This is a genomic window from Nonomuraea sp. NPDC049624, from assembly GCF_040675255.1.
GTDB lineage: Bacteria > Actinomycetota > Actinomycetes > Streptosporangiales > Streptosporangiaceae > Nonomuraea.
Window position 1 is genome coordinate 179,264 of the sequence record NZ_JBFAOR010000010.1, and the last position, 26,994, is coordinate 206,257.

24 protein-coding genes are annotated in these 26,994 nt (G+C 73.1%); 12 read left to right on the forward strand and 12 right to left on the reverse strand.

What is annotated here, in order from left to right:
- Positions 1–68 precede the first annotated feature (68 nt).
- Complete coding sequence (locus AB0J76_RS37325; RefSeq protein ID WP_352325720.1) at positions 69–1,055, reverse strand: aldo/keto reductase; 987 nt, start codon at positions 1,053–1,055, stop codon at positions 69–71.
- A gap of 133 nt (positions 1,056–1,188) precedes the next feature.
- Between AB0J76_RS37325 and AB0J76_RS37330 the strand changes: the two genes are divergently transcribed.
- The 6 genes from AB0J76_RS37330 (at position 1,189) to AB0J76_RS37355 (ending at position 6,323) form a co-directional block, all read left to right on the forward strand.
- A complete protein-coding gene (locus AB0J76_RS37330; RefSeq protein ID WP_352325718.1) occupies positions 1,189–1,977 on the forward strand; it encodes an SDR family NAD(P)-dependent oxidoreductase in 789 nt (262 codons plus the stop codon).
- Positions 1,974–2,552: a TetR/AcrR family transcriptional regulator gene (locus AB0J76_RS37335; RefSeq protein WP_352325717.1), complete on the forward strand. Its 579-nt coding sequence runs from the start codon at positions 1,974–1,976 to the stop codon at positions 2,550–2,552. Before AB0J76_RS37330 ends, AB0J76_RS37335 begins: the two co-directional genes overlap by 4 nt.
- A gap of 373 nt (positions 2,553–2,925) precedes the next feature.
- Positions 2,926–3,570, forward strand: a complete 645-nt coding sequence (locus AB0J76_RS37340) for a CrcB family protein (protein ID WP_352325716.1) — start codon at positions 2,926–2,928, stop codon at positions 3,568–3,570.
- Positions 3,570–3,932, forward strand: coding sequence for a fluoride efflux transporter CrcB (gene crcB, locus AB0J76_RS37345; RefSeq protein WP_352325715.1), 363 nt, complete (start codon positions 3,570–3,572; stop codon positions 3,930–3,932). The genes AB0J76_RS37340 and crcB overlap by 1 nt, the downstream gene beginning before the upstream one ends.
- A 110-nt stretch (positions 3,933–4,042) precedes the next feature.
- On the forward strand, positions 4,043–4,498 hold the full coding sequence (locus AB0J76_RS37350) for an ATP-binding protein (RefSeq protein WP_352325714.1): 456 nt from the start codon (positions 4,043–4,045) through the stop codon (positions 4,496–4,498).
- Between the two features lie 76 nt (positions 4,499–4,574).
- Positions 4,575–6,323, forward strand: a complete 1,749-nt coding sequence (locus tag AB0J76_RS37355; protein ID WP_352325712.1) for a SpoIIE family protein phosphatase — start codon at positions 4,575–4,577, stop codon at positions 6,321–6,323.
- 29 nt (positions 6,324–6,352) lie between these two features.
- Here the strand turns inward: AB0J76_RS37355 and AB0J76_RS37360 are convergent, their stop codons facing one another.
- From AB0J76_RS37360 to AB0J76_RS37390, 7 genes are all read right to left on the reverse strand, one after another.
- The gene (locus AB0J76_RS37360) at positions 6,353–7,201 is read right to left on the reverse strand and encodes a phosphotransferase (RefSeq protein ID WP_352325710.1); all 849 of its coding nucleotides are present in this window, start codon (positions 7,199–7,201) and stop codon (positions 6,353–6,355) included.
- The gene (locus AB0J76_RS37365; protein WP_352325709.1) at positions 7,198–9,249 is read right to left on the reverse strand and encodes an alpha/beta fold hydrolase; all 2,052 of its coding nucleotides are present in this window, start codon (positions 9,247–9,249) and stop codon (positions 7,198–7,200) included. The genes AB0J76_RS37360 and AB0J76_RS37365 overlap by 4 nt, the downstream gene beginning before the upstream one ends.
- Positions 9,250–9,304: 55 nt before the next feature.
- On the reverse strand, positions 9,305–9,937 hold the full coding sequence (locus tag AB0J76_RS37370) for a TetR/AcrR family transcriptional regulator (RefSeq protein ID WP_352325708.1): 633 nt from the start codon (positions 9,935–9,937) through the stop codon (positions 9,305–9,307).
- A 95-nt stretch (positions 9,938–10,032) separates the two neighbouring features.
- Positions 10,033–10,359 (reverse strand): TraR/DksA C4-type zinc finger protein, encoded by a 327-nt coding sequence (locus AB0J76_RS37375; RefSeq protein WP_352325707.1) that lies wholly within the window; start codon positions 10,357–10,359, stop codon positions 10,033–10,035.
- A gap of 34 nt (positions 10,360–10,393) precedes the next feature.
- Complete coding sequence (locus AB0J76_RS37380) at positions 10,394–11,152, reverse strand: rod shape-determining protein (RefSeq protein ID WP_352325706.1); 759 nt, start codon at positions 11,150–11,152, stop codon at positions 10,394–10,396.
- 284 nt (positions 11,153–11,436) lie between these two features.
- Positions 11,437–11,757, reverse strand: a complete 321-nt coding sequence (locus AB0J76_RS37385) for a hypothetical protein (RefSeq protein ID WP_352325705.1) — start codon at positions 11,755–11,757, stop codon at positions 11,437–11,439.
- A 441-nt stretch (positions 11,758–12,198) separates the two neighbouring features.
- The gene (locus AB0J76_RS37390; RefSeq protein ID WP_352325703.1) at positions 12,199–12,627 is read right to left on the reverse strand and encodes a hypothetical protein; all 429 of its coding nucleotides are present in this window, start codon (positions 12,625–12,627) and stop codon (positions 12,199–12,201) included.
- 360 nt (positions 12,628–12,987) lie between these two features.
- On the opposite strand from AB0J76_RS37390, the gene AB0J76_RS37395 reads away from it, so the two are divergent.
- Positions 12,988–13,518, forward strand: a complete 531-nt coding sequence (locus AB0J76_RS37395) for a GNAT family N-acetyltransferase (protein ID WP_352325702.1) — start codon at positions 12,988–12,990, stop codon at positions 13,516–13,518.
- A gap of 231 nt (positions 13,519–13,749) precedes the next feature.
- Entirely contained in the window at positions 13,750–15,414 is a 1,665-nt protein-coding gene (locus AB0J76_RS37400) for a serine/threonine-protein kinase (protein WP_352325701.1), read from the forward strand.
- 34 nt (positions 15,415–15,448) lie between these two features.
- On the opposite strand, the gene AB0J76_RS37405 is transcribed toward AB0J76_RS37400, so the two are convergent.
- The 4 genes from AB0J76_RS37405 to AB0J76_RS37420 all read right to left on the reverse strand — a co-directional run bounded on the left by AB0J76_RS37405 (position 15,449) and on the right by AB0J76_RS37420 (position 20,439).
- The gene (locus AB0J76_RS37405; protein WP_352325700.1) at positions 15,449–16,327 is read right to left on the reverse strand and encodes a hypothetical protein; all 879 of its coding nucleotides are present in this window, start codon (positions 16,325–16,327) and stop codon (positions 15,449–15,451) included.
- A gap of 16 nt (positions 16,328–16,343) precedes the next feature.
- Entirely contained in the window at positions 16,344–19,010 is a 2,667-nt protein-coding gene (locus AB0J76_RS37410; protein ID WP_352325698.1) for a hypothetical protein, read from the reverse strand.
- Between the two features lie 143 nt (positions 19,011–19,153).
- Entirely contained in the window at positions 19,154–19,870 is a 717-nt protein-coding gene (locus tag AB0J76_RS37415; RefSeq protein ID WP_364392394.1) for a hypothetical protein, read from the reverse strand.
- 14 nt (positions 19,871–19,884) lie between these two features.
- Positions 19,885–20,439, reverse strand: coding sequence for a papain-like cysteine protease family protein (locus AB0J76_RS37420; protein ID WP_352326082.1), 555 nt, complete (start codon positions 20,437–20,439; stop codon positions 19,885–19,887).
- A gap of 161 nt (positions 20,440–20,600) precedes the next feature.
- Here AB0J76_RS37420 and AB0J76_RS37425 point away from each other — a divergent pair, with 161 nt between their 5' ends.
- The 4 genes from AB0J76_RS37425 to AB0J76_RS37440 all read left to right on the forward strand — a co-directional run bounded on the left by AB0J76_RS37425 (position 20,601) and on the right by AB0J76_RS37440 (position 26,974).
- Positions 20,601–21,509, forward strand: coding sequence for a hypothetical protein (locus AB0J76_RS37425; RefSeq protein ID WP_352326080.1), 909 nt, complete (start codon positions 20,601–20,603; stop codon positions 21,507–21,509).
- Positions 21,510–21,587: 78 nt separating this feature from the next.
- Positions 21,588–22,496: an NADP-dependent oxidoreductase gene (locus tag AB0J76_RS37430; RefSeq protein WP_352326078.1), complete on the forward strand. Its 909-nt coding sequence runs from the start codon at positions 21,588–21,590 to the stop codon at positions 22,494–22,496.
- A 141-nt stretch (positions 22,497–22,637) separates the two neighbouring features.
- Positions 22,638–22,790: a hypothetical protein gene (locus tag AB0J76_RS37435; RefSeq protein ID WP_352326077.1), complete on the forward strand. Its 153-nt coding sequence runs from the start codon at positions 22,638–22,640 to the stop codon at positions 22,788–22,790.
- Between the two features lie 230 nt (positions 22,791–23,020).
- Positions 23,021–26,974 carry a metallophosphoesterase gene (locus AB0J76_RS37440; protein WP_352326076.1) on the forward strand — a complete coding sequence of 1,318 codons (3,954 nt, stop codon included), beginning with the start codon at positions 23,021–23,023 and terminating at the stop codon, positions 26,972–26,974.
- Positions 26,975–26,994 lie beyond the last annotated feature (20 nt).

Consider the following 26,994-nt stretch of genomic DNA (forward strand, 5'->3'; position numbering starts at 1 on the left):
CGCGAACCGGGCTCAGGCGCGGCGTCGGGCGGGCCCGGTTCAGCGGGCGGCGCCGGGGCGGCGGCGGTTCAGTGGGCGGCGTCCAGGCGGGCGCGCTGGTCGTCGGTCAGCTCCAGGTCCACGGCGGCCAGGTTCTCCTCAAGCTGGGCCACCGACGACGCCCCGACCAGCGGGATCACCGGGAACGCCGAGCCGATCTGCCAGGCCAGCACCACCTGGTTCATGCTCGCCCCGCACTCCTTCGCGACCTCGCGCAGCACCGCCATGCGGGCCGGGGTGCCGGGGTGGTCGTAGTCCGGCGGCACCGGCTTGTCCTGCCGGGTGTAGGCCCCGCCGAGCAGCGGCGAGTAGGCGACCAGCGTGAGGGCGGGCTCGGCGCGCAGGTAGCTCAGCAACTCGGCGCCGGCGTGGCCGAGGCTGCCGTCCTGGAAGATCGACTCCGGCATGTCGAAGCGCGGGCGCAGCAGGCTGTGCTGGTACTGCAGCACCTCGTACCCGGCCACCCCCGACGCGGCGGCCAGCGCGCGGGCCCGCTCCACCCGCCAGATCGCGTGGTTGCTCGCCCCGAGCAGGCCGACCGTGCCCTCGGCCACCAGGGCGCCGAAGCCCTCGACGGTCTCGGCCACCTCCACCGAGCGGTCCTCGATGTGGGCGTAGAGCAGGTCGATGCGGTCCACGCCGAGGCGTTCGCGGCTGCGCTCGGCCGACTCCGTGATGATCTTGGCGGACAGGCCCTCGGCGTTGTCGACGTAGCTGGTGCCCGGCGCGAGCGGCCGCGCGCCCAGCTTGGTGGCGATCACGATCTCGTCCCCGGCGCCGCTGCTGCGCCGCCAGCGGCCGAGCAGCTCCTCGCTCTGCCCGCCCTGGCCGCCGTCCACCCAGAAGGCGTAGTTGTCGGACGTGTCGATGAACGTCCCGCCGGCCTCGGCGTAGCGGTCGAGGATGGCGAACGACGTCTTCTCGTCGGTCACCGAGCCGAACAACATCGCCCCGAGGGCGAGCACGCTCACCTCGCGGCGGGTGTCCGGGTTCGTGCCGATCGTCCGGTACTTCATGCTGTTCTCCCCAGTTCGTCACGTTCTGTACGAGGCCCCGGAACGGGAGTCTGAGGGCTGGAGCGAACTCCAGGTCAAGCCGGACCGGCTGTCTTCTTGAAATTAGATCATTTCTCTAGAAAAATGCTCTGATATGTCGATCATGGTGGTGACCGGCGGCAACCGGGGCATCGGGTACGCGGTGTGCGAACGGCTGGCCGGCGACGGGCACAAGGTGCTGCTGGTCGCGCGGGACGCGGAGCGGGGCCGGCAGGCCGCCGCGCGGATCGGGGGCGACGTCCAGGCCGTGGCGGGCGACCTCAGCACGGCGGAGTCGGTCCGGCGGCTGGCCGGCGACCTGCTGGACCGCTGCCCGCGCATCGACGTGCTGGTCCACAACGCCGGCCTGTGGCCCGCCCGCCGCGTCCTGACCGAGGACGGACTGGAGGAGTCGTTCGCGGTCAACCACCTGGCGCCGTTCCTGCTCAACCACCTGCTGGAGGACCGGCTCGGACGCGTCGTGCAGGTCACCGCCGGCCTGTACGCCAAGGGCCGGGCCGAACCCGGACGCACGGCCGTGGGCGCCGCCTTCTCGCCGATGCGCACGTACGCCGACACCAAGCTGTGCAACCTGCTGACCGTGCCCCTGTTCGCCGACCGCTGGCGGACGGCCGGGATCACGATCGACGCCGTGCACCCCGGCGTCATCCGCACCGGGCTCGGCGACCGCCGCGGCCCGCTCGGCTGGCTGCTCAAGGCCGCCAAGCGCAGCTGGGCCGCGCCCGAGGAAGGCGCGCGGCACGTCGTCTCCCTGGCCGCGGCTCCCGGCACCGGCCGGTACTTCGACCAGGACCGCGAGGTCCCGTTGCAGGGCCCGGCGCTGGACGCCGGCCTGGCCAGGCGCGTCTGGGACGAGGCCGAGGCGCTGGCCGGGGTGCGATGACCCGGCACCGGCGCAGCGAGGAGACCGTGCGCAGGCTCCTGGACACCGCCCTGGAGGTCTACCCGGCCGACTTCACCCTCCGGGCGGTGACCACGCGCAGCGGCGTCAGCATGGGCAGCGTCTACCACCACTTCGGCAGCCTCGAAGGGCTGGCCGCCGCGCTGTACGGCCGGTGCATGGACGAGCTGCTCGACACGCTGGTCACCGTCACCGAGGAGACCGCCGACGCCCGTGACGGCGTGCGCCGCGCGGTGACGGCCTACCTCGGCTTCACCGCCTCGCACCCGGACAAGGCCCGCTTCATCCACGCGGCGCCGTACGCGCTGGACCTCGGCCCGTACGCCGAGCGCATCGCCGCGGCCAAGGCGTCCCGGCTGGCCCGGCTGAACGCCTGGATGGGCGCGCGCATGGCGGAGGGGGCGGTGGCACGGCTGCCGGCGGCGCAGGTGGAGATGCTGCTGATCGGGCCGGTGGCCGAGGTGAGCAGACGGTGGCTGGCGGGCGCGCCGGACATCGACCTGGACGAGGCGGCCCGCGTCCTGCCCGACCGCATCTGGTTGTCGCTCAGCGGTTGAGCGGCCGGTCGCCTGTGGGGGACGCCTCCCGGCGGCGGGGGGTCGCGGCCGGAAGGAAGCAGCTCGGCGGTGGGCGATTCCGGGCCGGTGGACGTGCCTCGGCGGGCGGCGATTCCGGGCCGCGTGGAGGCTCCTCGGCGGCAGGGGCTGAAGTGGTCGCCGGTATGATGGGGGCGGCTTCCCGTGCCGGGAGCCGCGGCGGTGGGGCCCGCCGCCTCCCGTTCGTCCGGGGGTAACCGCGGTGTCGCCGCCAACGGTCCCTGCCAGAGATGTGCCACGCTCATGTGCTGGTAGGAGATGCCTCATGCCCCAAGCTCGTCCCCCCGAACCAGGACCCGGACCCGGACCCGGCCTTGGATCCGGCCCCGGCCGCGTGCACGCCGCCGAGGGGCTGGAGATCGCCGGCGCGCATGCCGCCGGAGGCCCCGGCGGCGTCGGGGGTGCGCAGGTCGATCCGCGGGCCGCGGTCGATCCCGACGTCGACCTCCACGTGCCCGCCCAGCGCGGCGAGCTGGCCCGCGCCCCGGTCGCCACGCTGGCCGTCATCGCGGCCGGCGGCGTGCTGGGCGCGCTCGCCCGCTACGCCGTCCTGACCGCCTTCCCGGTGCCGCCGGGCGGGTTCGCCTGGCCGACGCTGGCCGTCAACGTCACCGGCTGCCTGCTGGTCGGGCTGCTGATGGTGGCCATCACCGAGGTCTGGCAGGCCCATCCGCTCACCCGGCCGTTCCTGGGGGTGGGGGTGCTGGGCGGGTTCACCACGTTCTCCACCTCCATCGCCGACGCCCAAGGAGCGCTGGCCGCGGGGCAGCCCCGCACGGCGCTCGCCTACCTGGCGGTCACGCTGGTCGCGGCCCTGGTGGCGGTCTTCCTGGGCCAGACGCTCGGCCGCGCACTGTTCAGCCGGTTCGCCACTGCCGCCGACACAGCCACCGCCGAGACCGCCCCCGACCAGGGCGCTCGCGACCAGGGCGCTCGCGACCAGGCCGGGCGGGCTCTGCGCGGTGGGAGGCGTCCGTGATGACGTTGCTGCTGGTGGTGCTGGGCGCCGCCGTGGGGGCGCCGGCCCGCTACCTGATCGACCGCGCCGTCCAGGCCCGGCACGACAGCCTGTTCCCGTGGGGCACCTTCACCGTGAACGTGACCGGGTCGGCGCTGCTCGGCTTCCTGCTGGCGCTGCCCGCCGCCGGCGCAGTCCAGGCGCTCCTGGGCACGGGCCTGTGCGGAGCGCTGACCACGTACTCCACCTTCGGTTACGAGACCCTGCGGCTGCTGCAGAACGGCGCCCGCACCTACGCCGCGCTCAACGCCGTGGCCGGCGTCGCGGCCGGCCTCGGAGCGGCCTGGTGCGGCATCGCCCTCGCCCAGGCGATCATCCCGTGATCCGCCCCGGGAGCTCGACGGCGAGCGGCCGGCGCGTTTGACGATCACTCGACGGGAAAGCTGAACGAGGCCGGCGTACCCCTTTCCGACCTCCGACAGACGAGACGATCATGCTTGTGGAGTTCGAGCTGCGCTGTCCCATCAGCGCTGATCTGGCCTTCATCCGCGACCTGGTGCGCATCCACGGCCACCACAGCGGATTGTCCGGCGAGCGGCTGGAGGACCTGGTGCTCGCGGTGAACGAGGCCGTCACCAACGTCCTCGACCATGGCGGTTCGGCCGGCCTGGTCACCGCGACCCGGGACCCGATCGGCGTCTGCGTGGAGATCCTGGACACCGCGGGCCGCCTGACCCCCGACCACCTCGGCGCCGCGGGCGTCGACCCGACCGCGTCCCAGGGGTTCGGCCTGTGGGTGATCCAGCAGTTGTGCGACTCGGTCGCGCTGGAGTGCACCGGCCTCGGCTCGCGGCTGCGCCTGCGCATGCTGGTGCCCGCGGAGACCCCCGGCGCCGCCGATCGCCGTCTCAGCAGCACCATGGCCGGCGGCGCCTTCCCCTGGTCCTAGCCCGGAGGACGCCGGCCCGGCACCTTGCCGGGTACACGAAGTCGGCATGTCAGTAATCATCCGATAACGTAGTGTGATGATGGCTGATCGGGGCGACATCGGACACCGGCCGGACGGCTCCGGTTCCGGCGCCCAGCCGGCGGAGTGGCTGCTGCGGGCGGCCTTCGACGGCACGGGCATGGGCATCTACCTCACCGATCTCGCCGGCCGCATCACGTGGGTCAACCCGGGCGCGGCGGCCCTGCTCGGCTTCACCGCCGACGAGCTGCGCGGCGCCGACGCGCACCGGACGCTGCACCGCCGCCTCGACGGCAGCCTCCCGCCCCGCTCCGGCTGCGAGCTGGTGACGGTGTGCCGGGAGGACAGGCACGTACGCAGCGAGTTCGCCACCTTCGCCACCGCGGGCGGCCGGCTGCTCCCGGTCGCCTGGCTGGCCTCGCCCCTCCACCACGACGGCGAGCCGGCCGGCGTCGTCGTGGTCTTCATCGACGTCGTCGAACGCCTCGACGCGGCCGGCCGGCAGGCCGAAGAGCTCGTCCGCGCCCAGAAGCTGACCGAGCAGTTCCGCCTGCTGACCGAGATCAGCACCGTCCTCACCCAGACGCTGGACGTGCGCGAGGCGATGACGCGGCTCGGCCGGCTGCTGGTGCCGCGCCTGGCCGACTGGGCGGCGGTGGACATGTTCCTCGGGCCGCGCGAGCTGCGCCGCCTGGCCATGGCCTGCGCCGGGGCCGCGCCGGTTGACCCCTCGTGGTTCGCCGAGCTGCCGTCGTTGCCGAAGGGCCCCTCGCGGTCGGCGCTGGTCCGGGTGCTGCGCGGGGAGCAGGCCCTGCTGCTGGGGCCCGAGCAGATCGCCGCGCCGCCCGACGGGCCGCTGGCCGCCGCCCACGACTCCCTGTTCAACGTGCTGGGCGGCTCGTCGGCGATCGTGGCGCCGCTGCGAACCCCGCGCCGCGTGCTGGGCGCGCTGACGGTGGCGCGCACCGACCCGGCGCGGTCGTACACGGAGGCCGACGTGGAACTGGTGGCCGACATCGCCCGCACCGCGGCGCTGGCCGCCGACAACGCCTGCCTGTTCGGCCAGCAGCGCGACATCGTCGACACCATGCAGCGCCACCTGCTGACCGCGCTGCCCCAGGTCGATCACCTCCAGCTCGCCGCCCGCTACCTGGCGGCCCCGGCCGGCTCGCAGGTGGGCGGCGACTGGTACGACGCGTTCGTGCTCCCCGACGGCGTCACCGCGCTGGCCATCGGCGACGTCGCCGGCCACGACCTGGAGGCCGCCGGGCAGATGGCCCAGCTCCGCAACATGCTGCGCGCCCTGGCCTGCGACCACAAGGAGTCGCCCAGCCTGATCCTCGACCGGCTCAACAAGGTCATGGCCGTGGCCAGCGACGCCCTCACGGCCTCGGCCATCCTGGCCAGGATCGAGCCGCCCCAGCCGGAAGGCGACCCGGACACGCGGATGCTGCGCTGGGCCAGCGCCGGCCACCTGCCGCCGTTGCTGGTCACCGCGCAGGGGCAGGCCCGCTACCTGGAGGAGGGCCAGTCGCTGCTGCTGGGCGTGCATCTCGACGACGTGACCCGCCACGACGCCCTGGCGCCGCTGCCGCCGGGCAGCACGCTGCTGCTCTACACCGACGGGCTGGTCGAGGTGCCCGGCGTCAACCTGGACAACAGCCTGGCCCGGCTGCGCCGGCACGCCGCGACGCTGGCCCGCCGCCCGCTCCAGGACTTCTGCGAGCAGGTGCTCGCGCTGGCGCCGTCGCCGCGTACCGACGACATCGCGCTGCTCGCCCTGCGCCTGCCGCCGCCCGGGCAGTAGGACGGAAGCCGCCTCCGGAACCGGGGCGCTCAGGGAGCGGTGAGCGCGGCGTCGATCGCCGGGCCGTGGCGCTCCAGCCACGCCTCGCGCCGCTTAATCAGGTCGCCGACGCCCTCCTCCCACATCCGGGCCCAGCCGCCGCCCCGCTCCTCGGCGATCTGCCGCATCGAGAACCACGACCGCCGGGTACGCAGCACGGCCACCTCGACCAGGCGCGAACGGTCGACGCCGGACATCCCGTACGCGTCGGCGAGCAGCCGGCAGCGGCGCGGCACGTCCAGCCCGCGCAGGGGCGGGTCGGCGTCGGCCGGGTCGGCCAGCGGCGCCCAGTACACCATCGCGCTCATCAGCTCCTCCACCCGGGTGGACGGCCTGGCGATGTCGAAGTCGATCAGCCCGGCCGCCACGCCGTCGCGGAACACGATGTTGTCCGGCGTGTAGTCCAGGTGCCCGACCAGCTCCGGCGGGTACGGCGGCGCGGGCGGCATGCCCGGCGGCTCGGTGAACCCGAAGTCCGCCCGCACGCCGTCGGGTGGGACGAACCCCGCCACGGCCTCGTGGTAGGCCCGGATCAGCCGGCCCACGGACGCCAGCCGCTCCTCGTCGGCCAGCCACGCGGGCCGCGGCTGCCCGGCGACCTCCCCGGGCACGAAGGTCAGCACCTCGCGGCCGGCGGCGTCGATGCCGAGGAACCGCGGCGCGCCCGCGAACCCGGCCTCCTCCAGGTGCCCCAGCAGGGCGTGGACCAGCGGGGCGTTGGGTCCCACGGTGCGGCGCACGGTGTCGCCGACGCGTACGACGCCTTCGGTGACGTCGCCGCCGGTGAGCGGGATCTCGGGTTGCGGCTCGGCGGGCTCGGCGTAGGTGACGGAGCTCATGATGTCCTGGGGTGGTGAGGAAGTGGGCCGGTCATGATGTCAGGCGTGGGCGGCGGAGGGAAATCGTCCACGCCGGGCCGGAGGAGGATGTGCCGCACGATCTCCGCGACGGCGGCCGGGTGGGTGAGGTGCGGGTGGTGCCCGGCCCCCGGGATGACCGTCACAGGGGCGGGGCTGTCGGTCAGCGGGTCCAGCTCGCCCGCCACGAGGTGCACGGGGACGGGGCCGCCGAGCAGCGTGCGGAGGGCGGCGCGCTCGGCGGGGCGGTGCGCGGCGCGCAGCACGCGGGCGGTGCGCCGGGCGACCCCGGGACGCGCCAGCCCGGCCGCGGCGCTCGCGACCGCCCGCCGCGCGCCCTCGGGCGGGGACGCCGGGCCGAGGAGGGTGGCCGCGAGCCGGTCGGGGCCCATCCTGCCGAGGACCGGGGCCGCGAGGAGCAGAGTGAGCGCGGACGGCCGGCGCTGGAGGAAGTACGGCGACAGCAGGATCAGGGCGGCGACCCGGCCCGGATGGGCGGCGGCGTACCGCAGCGCAGGGGCGGCGGCGGCCGAGTGCGCGACGATCACCGGACGGGTGCGCACGGGCGCCAGCAACTCGGCCAGCCAGTCCGACGCCGCGGCCCCGGCGGGCGAGGAACGCCCCAGCCCCGGCAGATCGGCGACGAGCGCGGGAAACCGGTCCGAAGCGGGGAACCCGGCGACGAGCCCGGGGAAGTGGTCCGGAGCGGGGGAGCCGGCGGCAAGCGTGGGAGAGCGGTCCGGAGCAGGGGAGCCGGCGGCAAGCGTGGGAGAGCGGTCCGGAGCAGGGGAGCCGGCGGCAAGCTCGGGGAACCGGTCCGCGGCGGTTCCGGGGCGGGTCGCGGGCGGGGCGCTGTCCAGTTCGTCGAGCACGCCGTGCCAGGAGTCGCCGTCGAGCGGCAGCCCGTGCAGCAACACCAGCCGTGGCGACGTACGCTCACCCGCCACGTACGTGCGCGACCCCGCCACGCTGTGGAAACCGCCGGGACGTGCGGCCGGAGCGGCCCCGAAGCGGTCGGCGACCAGCCGGTCGGCCCAGCGGCGCAACGCGTCCTCCACGGGTGGCCGCCGGAGCCGCGCGGACGCGGCGACCCGGTCGGCCGAGCCGGTGTCGTACCGGTCCTCGGTCAGGAAGCCCAGCGTCTCGGGCTCGGCGCCGGTCAGCGCGGACGGCAGGCGGCGGATCACGCCCACCGGCACGCGGATGCGCGGCGCGCGTACGCCGAGGTGGTCCGCGAGCAGCCGGATCAGGTCGGGCAGGTCGGGCGTGGCGGGATCGAGCACCCAGTGCAGGCCGCCCGGCTCGGGGTCGTGTTCGGGCACGGCGGCCATGAACCGGGCGAAATCGTCCACCGTCACCACCGGGACGAACGTACGGGCGCCGCCCGGCAGCGCGGGCAGCCGCCCCGCCCACAGGTCGCGGACCAGCGAGGTCGGCCCGACGTACTGGCCGGCCTCGCCGGTCAGCGAATGGCCGATGACGCTGCTCGGGTTCACCACGGTCAGCGGCACGCCGAGCCGGGCCGCGGCGACCCGTACGGCGGCGTCCCCTTCGGCCTTGGAGCCCTCGTACGCTCCTTTGTCCCGGTACAGGGCCGCCAGTTCGGCCTCCGGCAGCGGATGGCGCGGCCGCGGGTCCAGCCCGACGCGGTAGCCCGACACGTGCACCAGCCGGCGCAGCGCGGGCCGGGCGGCGGCCCAGTTCAGCACGTTGAGCGCGCCTTCGACGTTGACCGCCCTGGCCTCCTCGCGTTCCATGCCGAAGCGGTAGACGCCGGCGGCGTTGAACACGTCCCGCACGCCCGCCGCCCCTTCGGCGGGCCCGCTCAGCCCCAGGCCGGGCCCGGCCGTGACGTCGCCCTCGACGACGGTGAGCCGCGCGCCGGGCGCGCCGCGCTCGCGCAGCCAGCGGCCGAGCCCGCCGTCCGCGCGGCGGACGACGGCCGTCACGGCGCGGCCCTGTTCCAGCAGGTGCAGGACCGTCCATCTGCCGATGAAGCCGGTCGCGCCGAACACCACGGCGTCTTCCATGACTCTTCCTCTCTAGACCGATCTACATATTCTGCGGGCATGAAAAACCGCCGGCTCAGGCCAGCAGCCTGACGACCTGGCGGCGGACCCGTTCGACGGGCAGCCGGGAACGGCTCGCGCGGGCCAGCAGCAGCGCGCCCTCGATCAGCGCGAGCACGGTCGCCGCCAGATCGTCGGCCGTGTCGCGCCGGTCGCCGGCCATGTCGTGCTCGTCGGGCTGCGGGGCGTCGGGCTGCGGGGCGTCGGCCGCGGCAAGCCCGTCGGCGCGCAGGGCGTCGGCCAGTCTGCGCTGCCAGCCCTCGTAGATGCCGGCGCAGACGCGTTGGAGTTGCTCGTTGGAGGAGGAGACCTCCAGGGCCACGGTCGCCACCGGGCAGCCCTTGGCGTACCCGGCCGCCACCATCCTGTCGGCCAGCGCGTCGAGGACGGCCGGCACGAGGTCACGGGCGCTCGGCAGCGTGCCGGCCAGATCGTCGATCATGGCGTCGACCTCGCGCCCGGCGGCGGCGAGCGCCTCGCCCACCAGCTGGTCCTTGCCGCCGGGGAAGTGGTGGTAGAGCGACCCGCGCGGCGCGCCGGCCACCGCCAGCACCTCGTTGAGACCGGTGCCGTGGCTGCCCTGGGCCTCCACCAGCGTGCGGGCGGCCGCGACGATGCGCGCCCGTGTCTCGTCCCCCTTGACCGCCATGCGGCACACACTAGACCGGTCTGCATATTCCTGTCCAACGGCCGCGGGCGGTGGACCGGCCGCCCGACGTCGCGAGGGGCGGCCGGTCCCGTGGGTCAGGCGGCTTCGTGCCGGCGCTGGCAGTTGATGCAGAACCGGGCCAGCGGCCGGATCTTGAGCCGTTCGAACGGGATGCCCGCCTCGCAGTGCGAGCAGCGGCCGTACGAGCCGGCCGTCAGCCGGTCGCGGGCCTCGGTGAGCTCGGCGATGGCCCGGTCGGCGGTGGCCAGGGAGGCCAGCAGCTCCTGCCAGGTGTCGTCCGCGCCGTTGCCGTCCTGGGCCGCGGCCTGCAGGCCGAGCAGGTGACGGCTGCGCCGCTCCAGCTGCTCGTCGATGTCCTGGCGCAGGGACTGGAGCTGCACGGTGCTCAGGTGGTCGGTCATGGTGGTTTCCTTTCCGCGCGGTGATTGCGGGGGTTCAGAGGGCGATGACGGGCGCCGCAGGGCGCAGGCACAGCCGCAGCAGGCCGCGGACGGTGGCGTGCTGCGGCTCCGGCGCGGCGTTGATCCGCGTGCGAAGGGCGGTGTGCAGGCGATCCAGCAGCCGCGTCTGGAGCGCGCCCCCGCCGGTGACGGTCAGGCCGTTGTCGCGGACGGCCGGGCGGAGGTGGGCCGGCTGGCGGCGCAGCAGGCCCGCGGTCATCTCCACGACGCCGTCCAGCGCGTCCGGCAGCAGGCCCGCGCTGGTCGTGGCGCTGAGCTGGAGCGCAGCCGCGTCGCTGACCGCGCCGCCGCTGACGACGACGGCCTCGACGATGCCCGCCCCGACGTCCAGCAGCAGGTACGGCCCCGGCCCCGCGACGTCCAGACCGGCGCCGGCGGCGGCGGCCAGCGGTGCCTCGACCAGCGTCACCTGGCAGCCGGCCGCCTCGGCGACGGCCGCGCGCACCGCCTGGCGGTCGCTGCCCGTCGCGGCCCTCGGCACCGCGGCCATCACGTGCTCCAGCGGCCGGCCGCCGGCCAGCCAGGCGTCCTGCAGCACGAGATGCACCAGCCGCAGGCAGGCGCCCGGGTCGACGACCATGCCCCGGCGGATCGGGCGGACCGGGACCCCGGCCGCGCTCTCCGGCGACGGGACGACGACCGCCGAGGGACGGTCGGCGATGGCGAACCCGTCCAGGGACAGCGAACGGGTGCGTGAGGTGCCCAGGTCGAGCACCACGTGGGCGCGGTGCACCGCGGATGTTCGCGGTGAGTGTTCGTGGACTGATCCGGCGTCGGACATGACGATGATCGGCTCCTTGCTCTGACGCGGAGAACTCGTACGCGAAAGACGAGAGAAAAGGGCGCATCCCGCACGCGGGCACGCGACGACGGCGACCTCCGGCCGTACCGGAACGCGCGGAACCCGCGGGCGGCCGGGCAACGCGTGGACCCGGCCGTGCTGGGGCCGGGCGCGACGACCGGCCCCGCGGCGCGCAAGGCGGGCCGGGAGGCGGCGACTCGTGAAGAGGGAGGGAGCTAGATCAGCGGCGGGCTGCGCGAGCCCGCGGTGCGGTGCCCGACCTGCTGCGGGTCGCGGATCGCGGCCGCGTCGGAACCGGGCGCGGGAAGCAGCGCGAGGTGGGCGGCCTCGGCGTGCCGCGCGCCGCGCAGCGGCGGCCACAACGACAACACGTGGTGCTCACGGCCGCTGGACGCCTGGGGTGGCAGGCTCGGCATCCGGTCGCCGCTCTTGTCCGGGGTCCATTCGTGGCCGGCGGACAGTGGGCGCGGGGTCGTCTGGTCGTCGGCGTAGGAAGGGCCGGCGACCAGCAGGGACAGCAGAACCAGGCCCACCACGCAGCACAGCGCGATGGGGCCTCGTGGCGTTCTGCACGGTCCCGTCATAAGGCCGACCATAGCCCAGCCGGTGAGAAAAGGCATTACCGTCCGGTTTCCCGTTCCGGCGGCACGGCGCGCGGGCGACGGGGAGGCGGGGCAGGGGCGTCCGGAGGGACTTCCGGTGCTGGTGGGGGGGCCGCAGCGGCGGGGGGGTGCGGCACGTGCGGAGGCGGGGGCGTGCGGGGGAGTGCGGCACATGCGGAGGCGGGGCGTACGGGGCGGGGGCGTGCGGAGGAGTGCTGGGCGGGGGCTGCAGGGCGGGGTTCGCCGGGACAGGGGCGCGTGGCCGGTCGCCGGACCGGGAGCCGGTCTTCGTCCGGACGGCCGATGTGCGCATGTCGCCGGGAACCCCGCCGTTCAGCGTGCTGGTGTGTCAGCGGGAACTTCGCCGCGGGTCATTTAGAACCCGTCGAAGTTCTCGCCCCACTCGCCCCAGTCGTCGTCCTCGTTGTGGTCGTCGTCGTGGCCATGGTCGTCGCGGCCGTGGTCGTCGTCGTGGCGGTCCGGCTTGTGGACGGAGCGGCCGGGAGGGCCTTCCGGACCACGCGGGCCCTGGGGACCACGCGGGCCCACGCGGTGGTGGTGGTCGTGGTCGTGGTCGTGGTGGTGACCGCCGCCCCACCAGCCGCCCCAACGCGGGCCCCACCAGCGAGGACCGCAGTGACGCCAGCCGCAGCCGCCCCGGAGGACCGGCTTCTCATCGGCTGGGCTCTGATACGACGCCGTGCCGGCCGTGCTGGCCTGGGCGGCCGGCATCTGGCCGCCACCAAGCAGCAGGCACGCGCTCGTGGCGAGCACGGCCGCCGGCTTCTTCATCATTGATTTCATCGCGCTTTCCGTTCAGAAGTTTCCAGAACCGCCGCGGGACTTCTCGACTGCCGTCGGTCTCCGGCATGAGCAGTCTTACCCGCGCATTGAGTTCGGAGTTCTGACAAGACAGGCATGAGCTCCTAAAGCTTGACCAGATTTACCAGGCCCTTACAGCCGACTTGTCCAGTTTTATTGCGACAAGAAGCGGTGGTGTCGCTTTACTGTGACTCGATCATTCCCTAGCACTGTCGCCCCGAAAATGCGGCGCTGCCGGGAACATGCGCTCCGGGCGGCCCGCGCCGCGGACGCGGGGGTGCCGGTTTGGCCGGACGTCCGCTATCGTCACTGTCGTACTTCAACTAGACAGTGAGGTTGAGTGTGACGGAACGTACGGACGTGCGGCTGGAACTGCTGACCGGCGAGCAGGCGCTCGCGCGCCGGGCGGAGCTGATCGACCTCTACCGCGAGGTGTTCACCGGGCCGCCGTGGAACGAGGGGGAGGGCGAGGTGGCCGAGTTCGGCGTCCGGTTCGCCGCCGACGCCGCCCGGCCCGGTTTCCGCGCGGTGCTGGCCGTGGACGACGCGGGCCCGTGCGGGTTCGGGACGGCCTGGCCGACGGAGACCCCGCTGCCGCGGACTCGCAGCTACGGCAAGGTGCTCGCGGCGCTCGGCCCGGACGGGGTGGCCCGGATGCTGGCCGGCGCGCTCCAGGTGGACGAACTGGCGGTGGCTCCACGCGCCCGCGGCCGCGGTCTGGCCGGACGCATTCTGGACCTTCTGTGCGGCGATTCCCGAAGCTGGCTGCTGACCTCCGTGAACGCCCCCGACGCCATTCGCCTGTACGAGCGTCTGGGGTGGCAACGGGCGGGCGAGAACGAGGGAATTGTGGTATTCATCAAGCCCGAGTAACCACGAACTTTCACGCAATCTCTGGACTAGTACCGATATCCAGAACAAAACCACCCCGATATCGAATAAGCCAGACATCACCCCCAAGAAACCCGAACCACCCACCGCGCCCCAACGGCATAACCCCCCAAACGCCCCACCCCCCGCCCTTCACGCCGCCTCCCGCCCCACCCCGATCCGGCCGTGACGGGGGCTGCCTCCCGGACGCCCGGTCTGTCATGATCGACTGGGATGAGCGTGCAGGCGTTACAGGCGACGGACCCACCCGAGATCGGCGGCCACCGGCTGCTCGGGCGCCTCGGCGCGGGCGGCATGGGCGTCGTGTACCTGGCCAGGAGCCTCCGCCTGGGCCTGGTGGCCATCAAGGTCATCAAGCACGACCCGGCCGACCCCGAGGCCATGGAACGGTTCCGCCGCGAGGCCGCCACCCTGCGCGGCCTGCGCAGCCCGTACGTGGCGCCGCTGGTGGACGCCGGGGTGACGGCGCCGCCGTACTGGCTGGCGACGGCGTACGTGCGAGGGCCGACGTTGTTGCGGGCGGTTGCGGAACGGGGGCCGTTGCCGCCGGAGCTGTGCCGTCGGTTGCTCGCCGGGCTGGCCGCCGCCCTGGCCGACGTGCACCGGCACGGCGTGCAGCACCGCGACCTCAAGCCGCACAACGTCATCCTGTCGCCGCAGGGCCCGCGGCTGATCGACTTCGGCATCGCGCGGGCCCCCGGTCAGAGCACGATCACGACGTCGGGGGAGATCGTCGGCACGCCCGGCTACATCGCTCCCGAGGCCGTACGTCAGGAGCCCGTCACGGCGGCGGCGGACGTCTTCGCGCTGGCCGGCACGATCGCCTACGCCGCCACCGGCCGTCCGCCGTTCGGGCGCGGCGAGCCGATGGCGGTGCTCTACAGCAGCCTGAACGCCGACATCGACGTGGACGGCGTCGAGCCCGCGCTCGCCGGCCTGATCCGCTCGTGCGCCGCACGCGACCCGGCGGAGCGGATCACGTCCGACCGGGCGGCGGCCCTCGCCGGAAGCGCCATGGGCCCGCTGTCCTGGGCCGGGGACGCGGAGTACCAGGCCCTGGTCGCCGAAACCGGCCCCACCGAAGACGAACCGGCCGAGAGCGCCCCCAAGGGACACGACCCCGCCGTGGGCAAGGCGGCCAAGGGCGACCCGGTCGAGGGCGGCCTCACTGGGGCGACGCGGCCCGCGCGGGCGGCCTGGCCGGGCCGCGCGCTGGCGGCCGGGGCCGTTCTGCTGGCCCTGGGCGTGACGGCCGCTGTCCTGTTGCCCCGGCTCACCACGCCCACGACCACCTCCACCCCCACCCCCACCCCCACCACGAAGGGCGGCCCGGCGGCCGTCCGGGCGACCGTGGCGGACGATCCCGCAACCGTGGTGGTCACCCAGCCGCCCCCCGGCCCCGCCCCCACGGGCCCCGTCCGGTGGCAGGCGGTGCACGGCCCCCGGTGCGCGGCCGAGTGGTTCTACGCCGATCCCGCCTGGCGTCCCGTAACCGGCGGATGGAAGGGCGACGGCTGCGTGGGCGCGGCGCTGGCGCTGCGGGTCGGGAACGAGCCGGCCCACTTCAACCAGGTCGTCAACTGGTACTTCGACACCCGCGGCGGCGCCCGCTGCACGATCGACGTGCACATCCCCGACGACCCCCGCTCGTCCGGCCTGGCCTTCTACCACCTGGACGACGACGACACCGACCCGCCGCACCTCGGCCCGCCGGTGACCGTGGACCAGCGCGCCTTCCGGGGGCGCTGGGCCCCGCTCGGCACCTGGCGGGTGCCGGCCCCGGGCCGGCTCACCGTCCTGGTCGGCAACCAGCCCGTCACGGCCGACGACACCCACGAGGTGACGGTCTCCGCAGCCCGCGCACGGTGTCACTGGTGACCCCGCGACGCGGGCCGACGGTTCAGGGCAGGGTTCAGCGCAGGGTTCTGCCGAGGGTGCCCTGCTCGGGGTAGGAGTACCGGACGCGCAGCACGAGCTTGGCCTTGCGCGGCTGGCTGCCGGCGTAGGCCAGCAGGCCCGAGAAGAAGTCGAGGCCGTCGGCGTTCACCCCGACCTCCACGCAGCCGTGGCTGTACCCCTTGTGCGAGTTGTGCAGGTAGAAGCCGCCACGCCCGTACATGTTCCCCTGGATCGGGGTGAGCCGGACGCGGAAGGTGCCCCAGTCGGGGAAGACCGGGCCTCTGCCGCCCACGGGCAGGAACTGGATGCCCTCCCCGGGGTTGGAGACGGCCTTGTCGCCCCGCTGGTTCGCCGCCTCGACGGAGTTCTGCCGGGGATCGACGTGGGTGAAGAACGTGTACAGACCCTCCGGCAGCGGGCCGTGGTCCTTGCTGTTCTGCATGGTGCCGATCTGGTGTCCCACCAGGCCGGACGTGGCCGCGTACAGCAGCGTGCCGGAGCCCTGGAGTGAGGCGGGCATGGATCTGCGCCAGTACAGGAACTTGCCGGTGTAGACCAGGTCGGCCTGGTCGTCGGCGGGGTCGCGGACGTCGAGGTCGAACCGGCCGAGCGTGCGCAGGGCGCCCGTCCTAGGCACCTCTATGGCCTCGAACCGGCCCGATCCGGGTGTCCTGCCGGTCAGCGCGAACACCCGGTAGGAGCCCTGCGGGCCGTAGGAGGCCCGGGTCTCCTCCAGGAACACCAGGCCGGAGGTGTGGTGGAAGAGCACGCCGTGCACATTGTCGTCGGGCTGCTCGCCCTTCCACATCATCGGCTGGGTCTCCTCGCCGACGGTGAGGGAGATCCGGGAGACCCGGTCGTTCTGGCTTCTCTGGAAGCAGAAGTACGTCATCGGGCCGTCCGCCGCCCTACGAGATCGTCGCGAGGTTGGACGTGAGCGCGATGTCGGTGCCGGACGACGGCGTGTACTCGTGCCACTCGGCGATGAGCGCCCCCTTCTCGCCCGGCTGGAGGATCGGCACGGGGGCCTGCGTGCCGCGGTGGGCGAAGCTCAGCCGCTCGACCGTGAGGTGGGTGGCGTCCGGGATGGCGACGACGAGCTGGGCCTCCTGGACGCGGCGGTCGTCCTCGGCGTCCAGCACGACCGGCAGCCCGACGACGAACGCCGAGCTGTTGCCGACCTTGATGTTCACCGGGTTCGGGCTCGGCGCCAGGTCCGACGAGGACGTGGTGAAGGCGGCGTCCTGGAGCCGGGCGGCCGCCCGTTCGGGGTTGGCGGGCGGGATGCCGGGATAGTTGCGGTCGTCGTAGGCCGCGATCTCCTGCGCGATCGTCAGGTAGGGCGCCGGGATCGGCGCGCCGACCGCGCCCCCCTCGGCGAAGCGCATCCACTCCTCCTCCCAGCCCTTGCGCACGGTCAGGACGATCCGCGCGCTGCCGGCCCGCAGGAACGCCTGCCTGGTCGGGTCCGGGTGCCGCAACTGCCGGACGAACGGCCAGCTCGGCGGGACGTCCCAGAAGTAGGAGTAGAGGAACGTCACCACGTTCTCCCACTCGATCGCCTGGTTGATGAAGCGCACCAGGTCCTCGTGCCGGCGCAGCAGCGTCCACTGCTCGGCGGTGAGCCCGAGGCTCGGCCCGTCGAAGCCGATGCCGTGCTGGAGGTCGACGTGCGCGGCCAGGAAGGCGGCCAGGACGTCGGCGGGCATGAAGTCGAAGTCGCTGCCGAGGATGAACCGCAGGACGCACTTCATGATCTCGTCGCTCTCCTCGCGCCGCAGCGTCAGGGTGTCGACGTTCGCCAGTTTGTCCTCGATGGCCGCGATGCGCGCGGCGATGTCCTCCTGCTCGGCGAAGTACCTGGTCTGGGCGGCGTTGTAGAGGGTGTTCCAGACGTCGGTGCGCCACTGCTCGACGGCCTCGTCCGTGAGGTCGAGCCGCACGCCGAGCCCGACGAACACCCGCTCGGAGTGGTGGAAGAAGAACGTGATCTTGTGGCGGCCGGTGAAGCCGCGCATGTAGGGCGTGGCGCCGTCGAAGGACATGATCCGGTGGTCGCGGATGATGAGCGCGTCCGACAGGTTGCGCCACGTCGGCTCGGAGCGGGCCCCGATGACGTCGAAGTTCATCTTGTCGTCGGAGTCGTCCTTGCCGACCTGCGCGTCCAGCATGATCTCCCGGATGTGCGTGCCGCCGGGCACGTCGAACTCCAGGTCCAGGAACCACCAGTTCCCGTCGGTGTTGACGTGCGAGCTGACGGTCAGCGGCGTCGGCGCCTCGGGGTGCGGCCGGACGGTCACGCCGTGCCGGTCGGCCAGCCACTGGTACTTCGGGACGCCGGTCGGCGACGGGTGGCCGTCCTGGTCGACCAGTTCCGTGGTGATGTCGGCGTGCTTGACCGGGAACTCGAAGGGGCCCTGCTGCGAGCGCAGCAGTTCCAGCTCCGCGTACGCCCGCCGCATCGACGCCCCCGGCTCGGGGACCGCGATGTCGTACGTCAGGCGCAGCCCGTACCGGTAGAGCCGGACCCGCCACTTGCGCATCAGGCTGAAGTAGTCGATCCGGACGGGGTCGTTGCCGGTGTTCCTCAGCACCCGGGTCGAGGTCTCCTCCGACCCCGTCACGGTGGTGGTGGAGATGGTCACCTTGTGCTCGCGGCGGGAGCGCGAGGACGCCTTCTGCGTGGTGGCGCGGGCGTGCTTGATGCTCTCGGCGGCCGAGGCCGACTCCGAGCCCTGGGCGGTGAACCCGGTGGTGCTCGAACCGGAGATGATCGGGATGCCGCCCTGGACCGTGCCGGTGATGTTGAACTGGTTGGAGTGCTGGCTCTGCGACGACGTCGACTGCGACAGGTCGGTGTTGTCGGTCACGCCCGTCTCGCTGACCTCCTCCAGCGAGTCGGTGACGATGGTGGTGAACTCCTTCGAGGTGACCGACCACTCCTTGTGCGTGACCGCGGTCACCTCGCCGGGCGCGAGCGGGATGGTCGAGACGAGCTCGCCGCGCTGGATGCCGACCGGCACCATCTCGATGCGTTCCAGGTTGAGCATGCCGATGGGCGGCGCGGCGGTGTTGACCGCCAGGCCGCGCAGGGCCACCGCGGCGGTGTTGAGCGCCTGCGCGGCCCGGCCGGCCGCCTCCCTGGCGCCCGCGCCCTCCGCCTCGCGCAGGCGTTCGGCGCGCAGCTCGACGAGCGTCCCGGCGAACAGCGCCAGCTCGGCGGCCGGCACCCGCGCCAGCGCGGCGGGGTCGGGGCGCAGCGCCGCGACGGGCTGCTCCTCGAAGCGCCTGAGCAGGTCGAACGCCTCGGCGGAGACGCCTTCCGGGTCGTCCCCGGCCCGGAGGCGGTCACGGACCGCGTCGGTGTCGCCGGGGGCCAGCGCGAGCTGCCGGACCGCCCCCAGCTTGACGATGCCCCCGCCCGCGCCCCCGCCGCCGGGTGCGTCGTCGTGCGCGCTGGGCACCCGCAGCGGGACGAGCGTGCCCTTCAGTACCTCCCGCGCCGAGTTGTCCAGCACCGGCGCGGCCGGCGGGGACGGCGGCCCCGCGGCCGCCGCGCTGTGGATGTCTGCCATGGTCGTCCCCCTCGTGGATGAGCTGTGCCGCCATGGTGCGGGCGGGCGGCGGGGGACGGCATGAGTAAGGGCTACTCAGAAAAAGGCGGCCCGCGCCTCCGCCGAGATGGCCGTCGGAGGCGCGGGCCGTGCACCGGATCTTGTCAGGTGCGGCGCCCGCGCAGCAGGCGAATGGTGATCGCCGCGCCGAGCAGGACCACGGCGCCCACGACCCAGGGCAGGGGGGTGCCCCCGGGGCCGGGGACGCCGTAGCCGCCCGCGTAGCCGTCCCTGGCATAGGAGCTGCCGGGGAGCTTGGCGGCGTAGCGCTGCTGCGCCAGCCGCCGGTAGTCGGCCACGGGGACGCCCGCCCGGCCCACCGACTGCGCTGCCTCGTCGTTGAGCGGCACGACCGTGCCGTCGCGCAGGGCGTACCAGGCGTTGAGCTGCGGCTCGCGGAACACGGTGCCGGTCTGGCCCGCGTACCGCTGTTCGTCGCCGCCGCTGGCGATGTTGCTGACCACCCACGTTCCCCGGCGGTCGCGGGTGGTCCAGACGGAGGCGGTCTGCCCGTCCGGCGCGGTGGCGCCGGTGGCGAGGAAGGCGAAGCGGGCGATCTCCGCCGACCGTCCGCTCACGAAGTCCGGGTTGAGGTCGTTGACGGCGACCGTCGGGCCGTCGACCCGCGCCGCCACCGGCGCCAGGCTGGTCTGCCTGCCCTGGCCGGCGAAGAAGCGGCCGACCGTGTCGCCGGCGCCCGCGGCCGCGGCCCGGGCGGCGTCGACGTCGGCCTGGGTGGGCGCGCCGGGGTCGGCCAGCGCCGGGCTCGGGACCCACAGGAACAGCGCGGTCAGGGCTGCGACCGCTGCGAAGAGCTTCATGTCGATGGCCTCCCTCACGCGCCGATGTAGTCGAGCGAGTGGGTCCAGAAGAACGAGGAGTTGGAGACGTAGTAGTTGTAGGTGGACCAGTTGTAGCGGGTGCTGGACGGCCACGGGTTGCTCCAGTACACGTACGACGAGGTCTTGTCGTAGCCGTAGATGACCTCCATGTGGCCGCCGCCGCTGGTCCACTGGATGCGGGCCATGATCGGGCGTTGGGCGTCGATCTCCCGGACGATGGCGGCGTAGGTCAGGTAGTCGTAGACGTACACGCCGGGGTTGATGCCGATCTGGCGGAAGGCGGTCTGGTCGTTGCCGAGGGTGGCCTGGTTGTTCGGGCAGCTGGTGTTGACGCCGCGGTTGAAGGCCAGGTTGCAGAACTGGTTCTGGCTGTAGGAGTACCCGTAGTAGGCGGCGACGGAGTTGCCCGTCGCGGCCCAGCACCAGTTGGAGTACTGCTGCGACTGCTGGGTGAAGTTCAGCTTGTACGAGGTCGCGGCCTCGGCCGGGGGGCTGCTCGCGATCCAGGTGGCCGCCGCTAGGGCGAGGGCCACGGCGAGGCGGAACATAGGCGCTCCTTCTGCTGGGGGGTGCTGCGAAGGATGTTCGACCTGCGGAGATGGCCGTACAAGGGGGAGCGGATTTCCCTGACAGATCACTGTGGAAGGTGACATTTCATGACGTTCATGAAGTGATGACGAATCTGTGGAAATCTGTGAACATTCACAACGTGGCGGATGAGCTCCAGGCCGCGCTGCGCGCCGGCCCCTTTCACGTCGCCCTGCGGGCCGCGGTCGGAGCGCGGGGGCTGACCCTCGAACGGCTGCGCCACCGGCTGGCGCAGCGCGGCCTGCACGTCGGGGTGAGCACGCTGAGCTACTGGCAGCAGGGCCTGCGCCGGCCGGAGCGCGAGGAGTCGTTGCGGGCCGTGGGAGCCCTGGAGGAGATCCTCGACCTGCCGCCGCGCTCGCTGGTCGGGCTGCTCGGGCCGCCGAGGCCGCGCGGCCGCGCGCCCGGGGTGGCGTACTCGACCCTGTTCCGGCCCGCCCAGGTGGTCTCCGCCATGCTGGACGAGCTGGACGCGGTTGCCGACGACCGCCGCCTGCACATCGCCGTGATGTACGAGTCGCTGCGCATCGGCCCCGACCGCAGCCTCACCACCCGCGAGACCACGCAGGTGGTGCAGGCCCACGAGGAGGGCGCCGACCGCTACATCATGATCTACCGCGGCGACGCCGGCTGCGACGTGGACCGGGTCACCGTCGCCGCCCTGGAGGACTGCCGCGTCGGCCGCGTCACCAGGGACGGCGAGACCGCCACGGTGGTCGCCGAGCTGCTGTTCGACCGGTCGCTGCGGGTCGGCGACACCCACGTGCTGCGGTACGAGATCACCGACCTCAGCGGCGCCGAGTCCTGCTTCTACGAGCGCGGCTTCCGCTTCCCGGCCGGCCAGTACGTGCTGCGCGTCGCCTTCGACCCGGTCGAGCTGCCGGTGCGCATCCACCGCTTCGCCCGCCGCGGACCGGGCGGCGGCGAGCTGACCGCCTCCGAGCTGACGCTGAACGCCCAGCACGCCGTCCACCTGATGGCCGCCGCCCTCCAGCCGGGCCTGGTCGGCATCCGGTGGGCCTGGCCCTGACCGGCGCGTCGCTGTCACACTCCGGGCCGCTGTCCCGTCCTGTCGCCGACAATGACGAGGAACGGAGAGGCGATGACCATGAGAGCGATACGCGTTCACCGGCCCGGCGGCGACCTGACCCTGGAGGACGTGCCCGTGCCGCGCCCGGCCACCGGTGACGTGGTGGTGCGCGTGCACGCGGCCGGTTTCGTGCCCGACGAGCTGGACTGGCCGGGCACCTGGACCGACCGGGCCGGACGGGACCGGGCGCCGTCCGTGCCCGCCCACGAGGTGGCCGGCGTGGTGTCCGAGGTCGCCTACGGCACCACCGGCCTGTCCGTGGGCGACCGTGTCTTCGGACTGACCGACTGGCACCGTGACGGCGGCGCGGCGGAGTACGTCGCGGTCGAGGCGCGCGACCTGGCCCCGATCCCCGCGAACGTCACCTTCACCGAGGCGGCCGCGCTGCCCCTGGCCGGGCTGACCGCCTGGCAGGGCCTGTTCACGCACGGCGGCCTGGAGGCGGGCCGGACGGTCGTCGTCCACGGCGCGGGCGGCGGCACGGGCACGCTCGCCGTCCAGCTCGCCCGCCGGGCCGGCGCGCACGTCGTCGCCACCGGACGGGGGCGCGTCGCGGGCCTGGCGGTGGAGCTGGGGGCGCACGAGTTCGTCGACCTGGAGCGGCAGTCGTTCGAGGAGGCGGTCGAGCCGGTGGACCTGATCTTCGACACGATCGGCGGCGACCTGCTCGCCCGCTCGGCGGCCAAGGTGAAGCCGGGCGGCGCGCTGGTCTCGATCACCGCGCCGCCGCCGGTCGTGCCCGAGGGCGGGCGGGCGGTGTTCTTCATCGTCGAGCCCGACCGCGCCCAGCTCGCCGAGCTGGCCGCGCGGGCCGGGGCGGGGCTGCTGCGCGCCCACGTCGGCGCGGTGTACCCGCTGGCCGAGACCGGGCGGGCGTTCCGTGACAAGCGCGGCGGGGTGCCGGGGAAGGCCGTGATCGAGATCTGACGCCCGGCGGCACATGTATGGATATTTCGGCCTATTGAGGAAAGCTTGACCGGCCTGCCGTATGACCGTCCGGGCCACGGGCACGCGCAGTTACGGAGCCAAGCGACCCGCTGACTCCGCGTATCGAAGAAAGGAACCGTCATGGCGCAGAGCAAGGCCCGCAAGACGAAGACGGGCGACAAGGACAAGGACAAGAGCCGGAGCTCCTCGAGCCAGAGCCGCACCGGCGCCGACAAGAAGTCCTCCGGCAACAAGCCCCAGGACGGCAAGAACCTCCCGGGGCACCAGAGCTGAGCCTGACCGGCACGACGGCGTGACACCCGGCCTTCGGGCCGCGGGTCACGCCGTCTCTCTTGTCGGGGTTGTTCCTGTCTGTGGACAGATGACCAGAATGAGGAGACAGTTCCCCGCCCCTTCAGTCTCTCCATGCACAACGTTCACCCGTGCGCTCCAACGTGTCCGCTCGAAGGGCACGCCGCCTCATCGGCTGCCCGTGAACGTCATGGAAGGACCCGATGCAGCCGATGGCAGCACGACAGTTATCAGGCGGTTCGAGGAGCAGGGGACGGCTCGCCGTCACCACCGCGCTCGCGGCGGTGCTGGTGGGCGGCTTCGTGACGGCGGCGTACGCCGACCCGGGTGAGCAGGGCCGCGGACGGCCGACCCCCACCCCCACGAGCACCCCCGCCCCGCCCGCCCTCACCCCCGCCACCGGCTCCTACCTGGAGGGCACCGCGAAGGTCGCCGCCGTCCCGGTCACGGCCGGCGACAGCGTCACGAAGCTCGACCTCGACGGCAACCCCGTCACCGCCACCGCGACGGTGGGCGTCTCCAAGCTGGCCTTCGACGTCGGCTCGAACTCCACCGAGGCGCAGTACCACAGCTACGTGCAGGTCAACGGCGCCTACAAGGCCGAGATCGGCAACTTCGCCAACCAGCGGGCCATCATCGAGATCCCGAACGAACACCTGGTCAAGGGCGAGAACACGGTCGAGATCGTGGTCGGCACGATCCAGTCGTCCTGCGGGCAGAACTATGACGACTTCGTGCTCTCGGACGTGGGCCTCGAACTGCTCGGCGAGGTGGCCGACGGCGAGGACAACCCGTACACGCTCAACTTCGGCGACGGCAACTGCGGCAGCAACCCCACGCTGCTCAAGCGCGCCACGCTCACGTTCTTCACCCAGTCCGACCCGCGGGGCACGACCGGCCTCGCCGCCGACCTGGACACCACCGAACTGGCCAACGGCGAGCACGTCCTCAGCGCCGCCACCGCGGCGGGCGCGACCGTCCGGAACACCGTGACGGTGAACAACGCCCCGGCCGGCGCGCCGCGGCTGCTGCCCACCGACGGCACCCTCGTGGCCGGCGTCAAGACGGTGAACGCGACCGTCCCGGCGGCCGGCGCGGGCGGCGTCGAGTCGCTGACCGTGGACGGCGGCAAGCCGGTCACCAGGGCCACGCTCGGCAACGGCGCCGCCATGCTCGCCTTCGACGTCGGCGCGGACTCGATCGACGACAAGTACGACGACTTCCTGCTGGTCAACGGCAAGCGCATCGACCTGGGCGGCACCTGGGCGAGCCGGCGCGTGACCGTCGCGGTCCCGGCCAGGTTCCTGACGCCGGGCGAGAACACGATCAAGGTCGTCACCGGCGACTACAAGGACGCCTGCGGCGTCAACCGGGACGACTTCACGATCGCGAACCTCGCCCTGACCCTGGACGGCGCCACGGTGACCGGGAAGGACGTCAAGCCCTCGTACGCGCTGGGCGACGGCGACTGCGGCAGCGACCAGGCCCTCCCGCGCGAGGCCGAGCTGCGCTACACGATCGACGCCCCCGCCGTGCACGTCACCGAGACGCTCGGCGCGGGCCGGGCGACGCTCGGCTTCACGGTGGGCAGCAACTCGATCGAGGCCCGCTACCAGAACTTCGTGCTGGTCAACGGCCAGAAGGTGGTGCTCGACGGCGACTTCGTGAGCCGCCGGGTGGACCTGCCGATCCCGAACGAGTACCTCGTGCCCGGCTGGAACACGATCGACTTCGTGGCCGGCACGTACCCGACGTCCTGCGGCGCCAACCGGGACGACTTCGCGATCTCGAACATCGTCCTCACCCCGGCGCAGGGCACCGCGGCCGGGCAGATGGTCAAGCCGTCCTACAGCATGGGCGACGGCAACTGCGGCGACACCGCGAACCTGCTGACGGAGATCGACCTGGAGTTCCTGGTGGACGCCCCGGCTCGCGGCCTGCGCGCCGACCTGGACACCACCGCGATCAAGGACGGCCGGCACACCCTGGCGGCCAGGTCCACCTCCGGCCAGACCGCCGAACGCGTCCTGATCACCGACAACTCCGCGCCGAAGGTCGCGCGCAGCGTCCCCGCCGCGGACGAGAAGATCACCGCGACGGTCGTCCTGGACGTCAGGCTCGAAGACGCCTCCGGCGTGGTGTCCGGGCCGGACGTCAAGCTCGACGGCCAGGCCGTGGAGCTGGGCGCCCGGATCGGCCCCGGGCTGAAGGCGGGCCGGCACACGCTGTCGGTCACCGGCGCCGACGGGCTCGGCAACACCGCGGCCCGGGAGATCGTCTTCGAGTCGGCCGGCATCCCGGACGCCCCCGCCGAGCTGACCCCGGCCTCCGGGACGGCCGACGTGACCGACCCCGTCACGCTGTCGGCCAAGGTCGGCGAGCCCGGCGGCGGCCCGGTGACGGCCACCTTCTCCGAGGCCAGGATCCTCACCCCGGACGAGGCGTACCAGGGCACGGCCACGACGCTGCCCACGACGCTCAAGGTGCCGGGCGAGCAGCGGATCAGGGCCGACGGGCTGGAGCCCGGCGACGGCCGCACGCTCGACGCCCCCACCGGCCGCGACCTCGTCTACCAGCGCTTCGACGTCAAGGTGCAGGGCCACGTGGACGCGCCCGTGCTGCGCTGGGAGGGCGTCGTCGATCCCGAGCGCCTGGCCTCGCTGCGGGCCTGGACCACCGAGGCCAAGGCGTGGGACCTGCTGACCAGCGCCCGCGGCGGGGCCGACGGCAGGACGGTCCTGACCGCCGTCGTCGGCCCCGAGTACGTGGACCGGCAGCAGGTGCACGTCATGGTGACCGGCGAGGACCCGTTCGCCGACGACATAGACCCCGGCAACCCGAACGGCTTCGCCGACCCCGCCACGTACGACTTCTCGATCGTGCACTTCACCGACACCCAGTACATCTCCGAGGGCGCGGTGGAGCAGGAGACCCCGCAGGAGCGCGCGGTATGGGAGTCGGCCTACGCCGGCATCGTCAACTGGATCACCGCCAACAAGGACCAGCGCAAGATCTCCTACGTCGCCCACACCGGCGACATCATCGAGAACAACATCCGCAAGCCCGCCGACGAGGCCACGCAGCGCGAGGTCGTCGGCGAGTTCGAGGTGTCGTCGAAGCAGCAGCGCGTGCTGGACCAGGCCAACATCCCGAACGGCGTCATCGCCGGCAACCACGACAACCAGTCGGGCACCGAGGACGGCCCCGGCGCGATCTACAACAAGTACTACGGCCCGTCCCGCTACCAGGACGCCTCCCAGGGCTGGCGGCACGCGAAGTACGGCGGCCCGTGGAAGGAGGGCGACAACCAGAACCACTACGACCTGTTCTCCGCGGGCGGCCTGGACTTCGTGGTCGTCGGCCTGTCGTACGGCGTGACCAGGGAGGAGGCCGAGTGGGCCGACTCGGTCTTCAAGAAGTTCCCGGGCCGCAACGGCATCCTGCTCTCGCACGACTACCTCGTGCCGAGCACCCATCCCGACGGCCGCGGCGCCGCCTTCTCCGCCCCCGACGGCTCGATGCTCTACAAGACGGTGGTGGAGAAGAACCCGAACGTCTTCCTCATCCTGGCCGGTCACGAGCACGGCGTGGGCACCAACGTGAAACCGAAGGTCGGCCAGGTCGGCAACGGCGTGGTCGAGCTGCTGGCCGACTACCAGTTCTACACGGTCTCGGCCGACCGGCTCGGGCTCACGGAGGTCGGCGGCTACAAGCCGGAGGACCAGCTCCAGTTCGGGGCCAGTTACTTCCGGCTGCTGCAGTTCGACGTCAAGCGGGCCGAGCTGAGCGTGGACACCTACTCGCCGCTGCTCGGCGACTTCGGCGCCGGCGAGTTCGACCCGCTGCGCCGCTACGACGGGCGCGAGGACAACATGGTCCTGCCCGTGGACCTCACCACCCGGACGACGACCTTCAGGACCGACTCCCTGGCGCTCTACAAGCCGACGAAGATCATCGGCCGGAGCACCGCGGCCTCGGGCCAGGTCGCCTCGGTGACGTGGCGGCACCTCAAGGACGACACGGCCTACGCCTGGTTCGTCACGGCCCGTTCCGCGGGCGGCGGCGTCACCGCGTCCGAGCCCAGCGTCTTCGTCACCAAGGACGAGCACGGCCGTCCCGGCAAGTGGGACAAGGACTCGCCCATGTACCGCTGGTTCACCCGCTGATCCGTCCCCCTCGCCGCCCC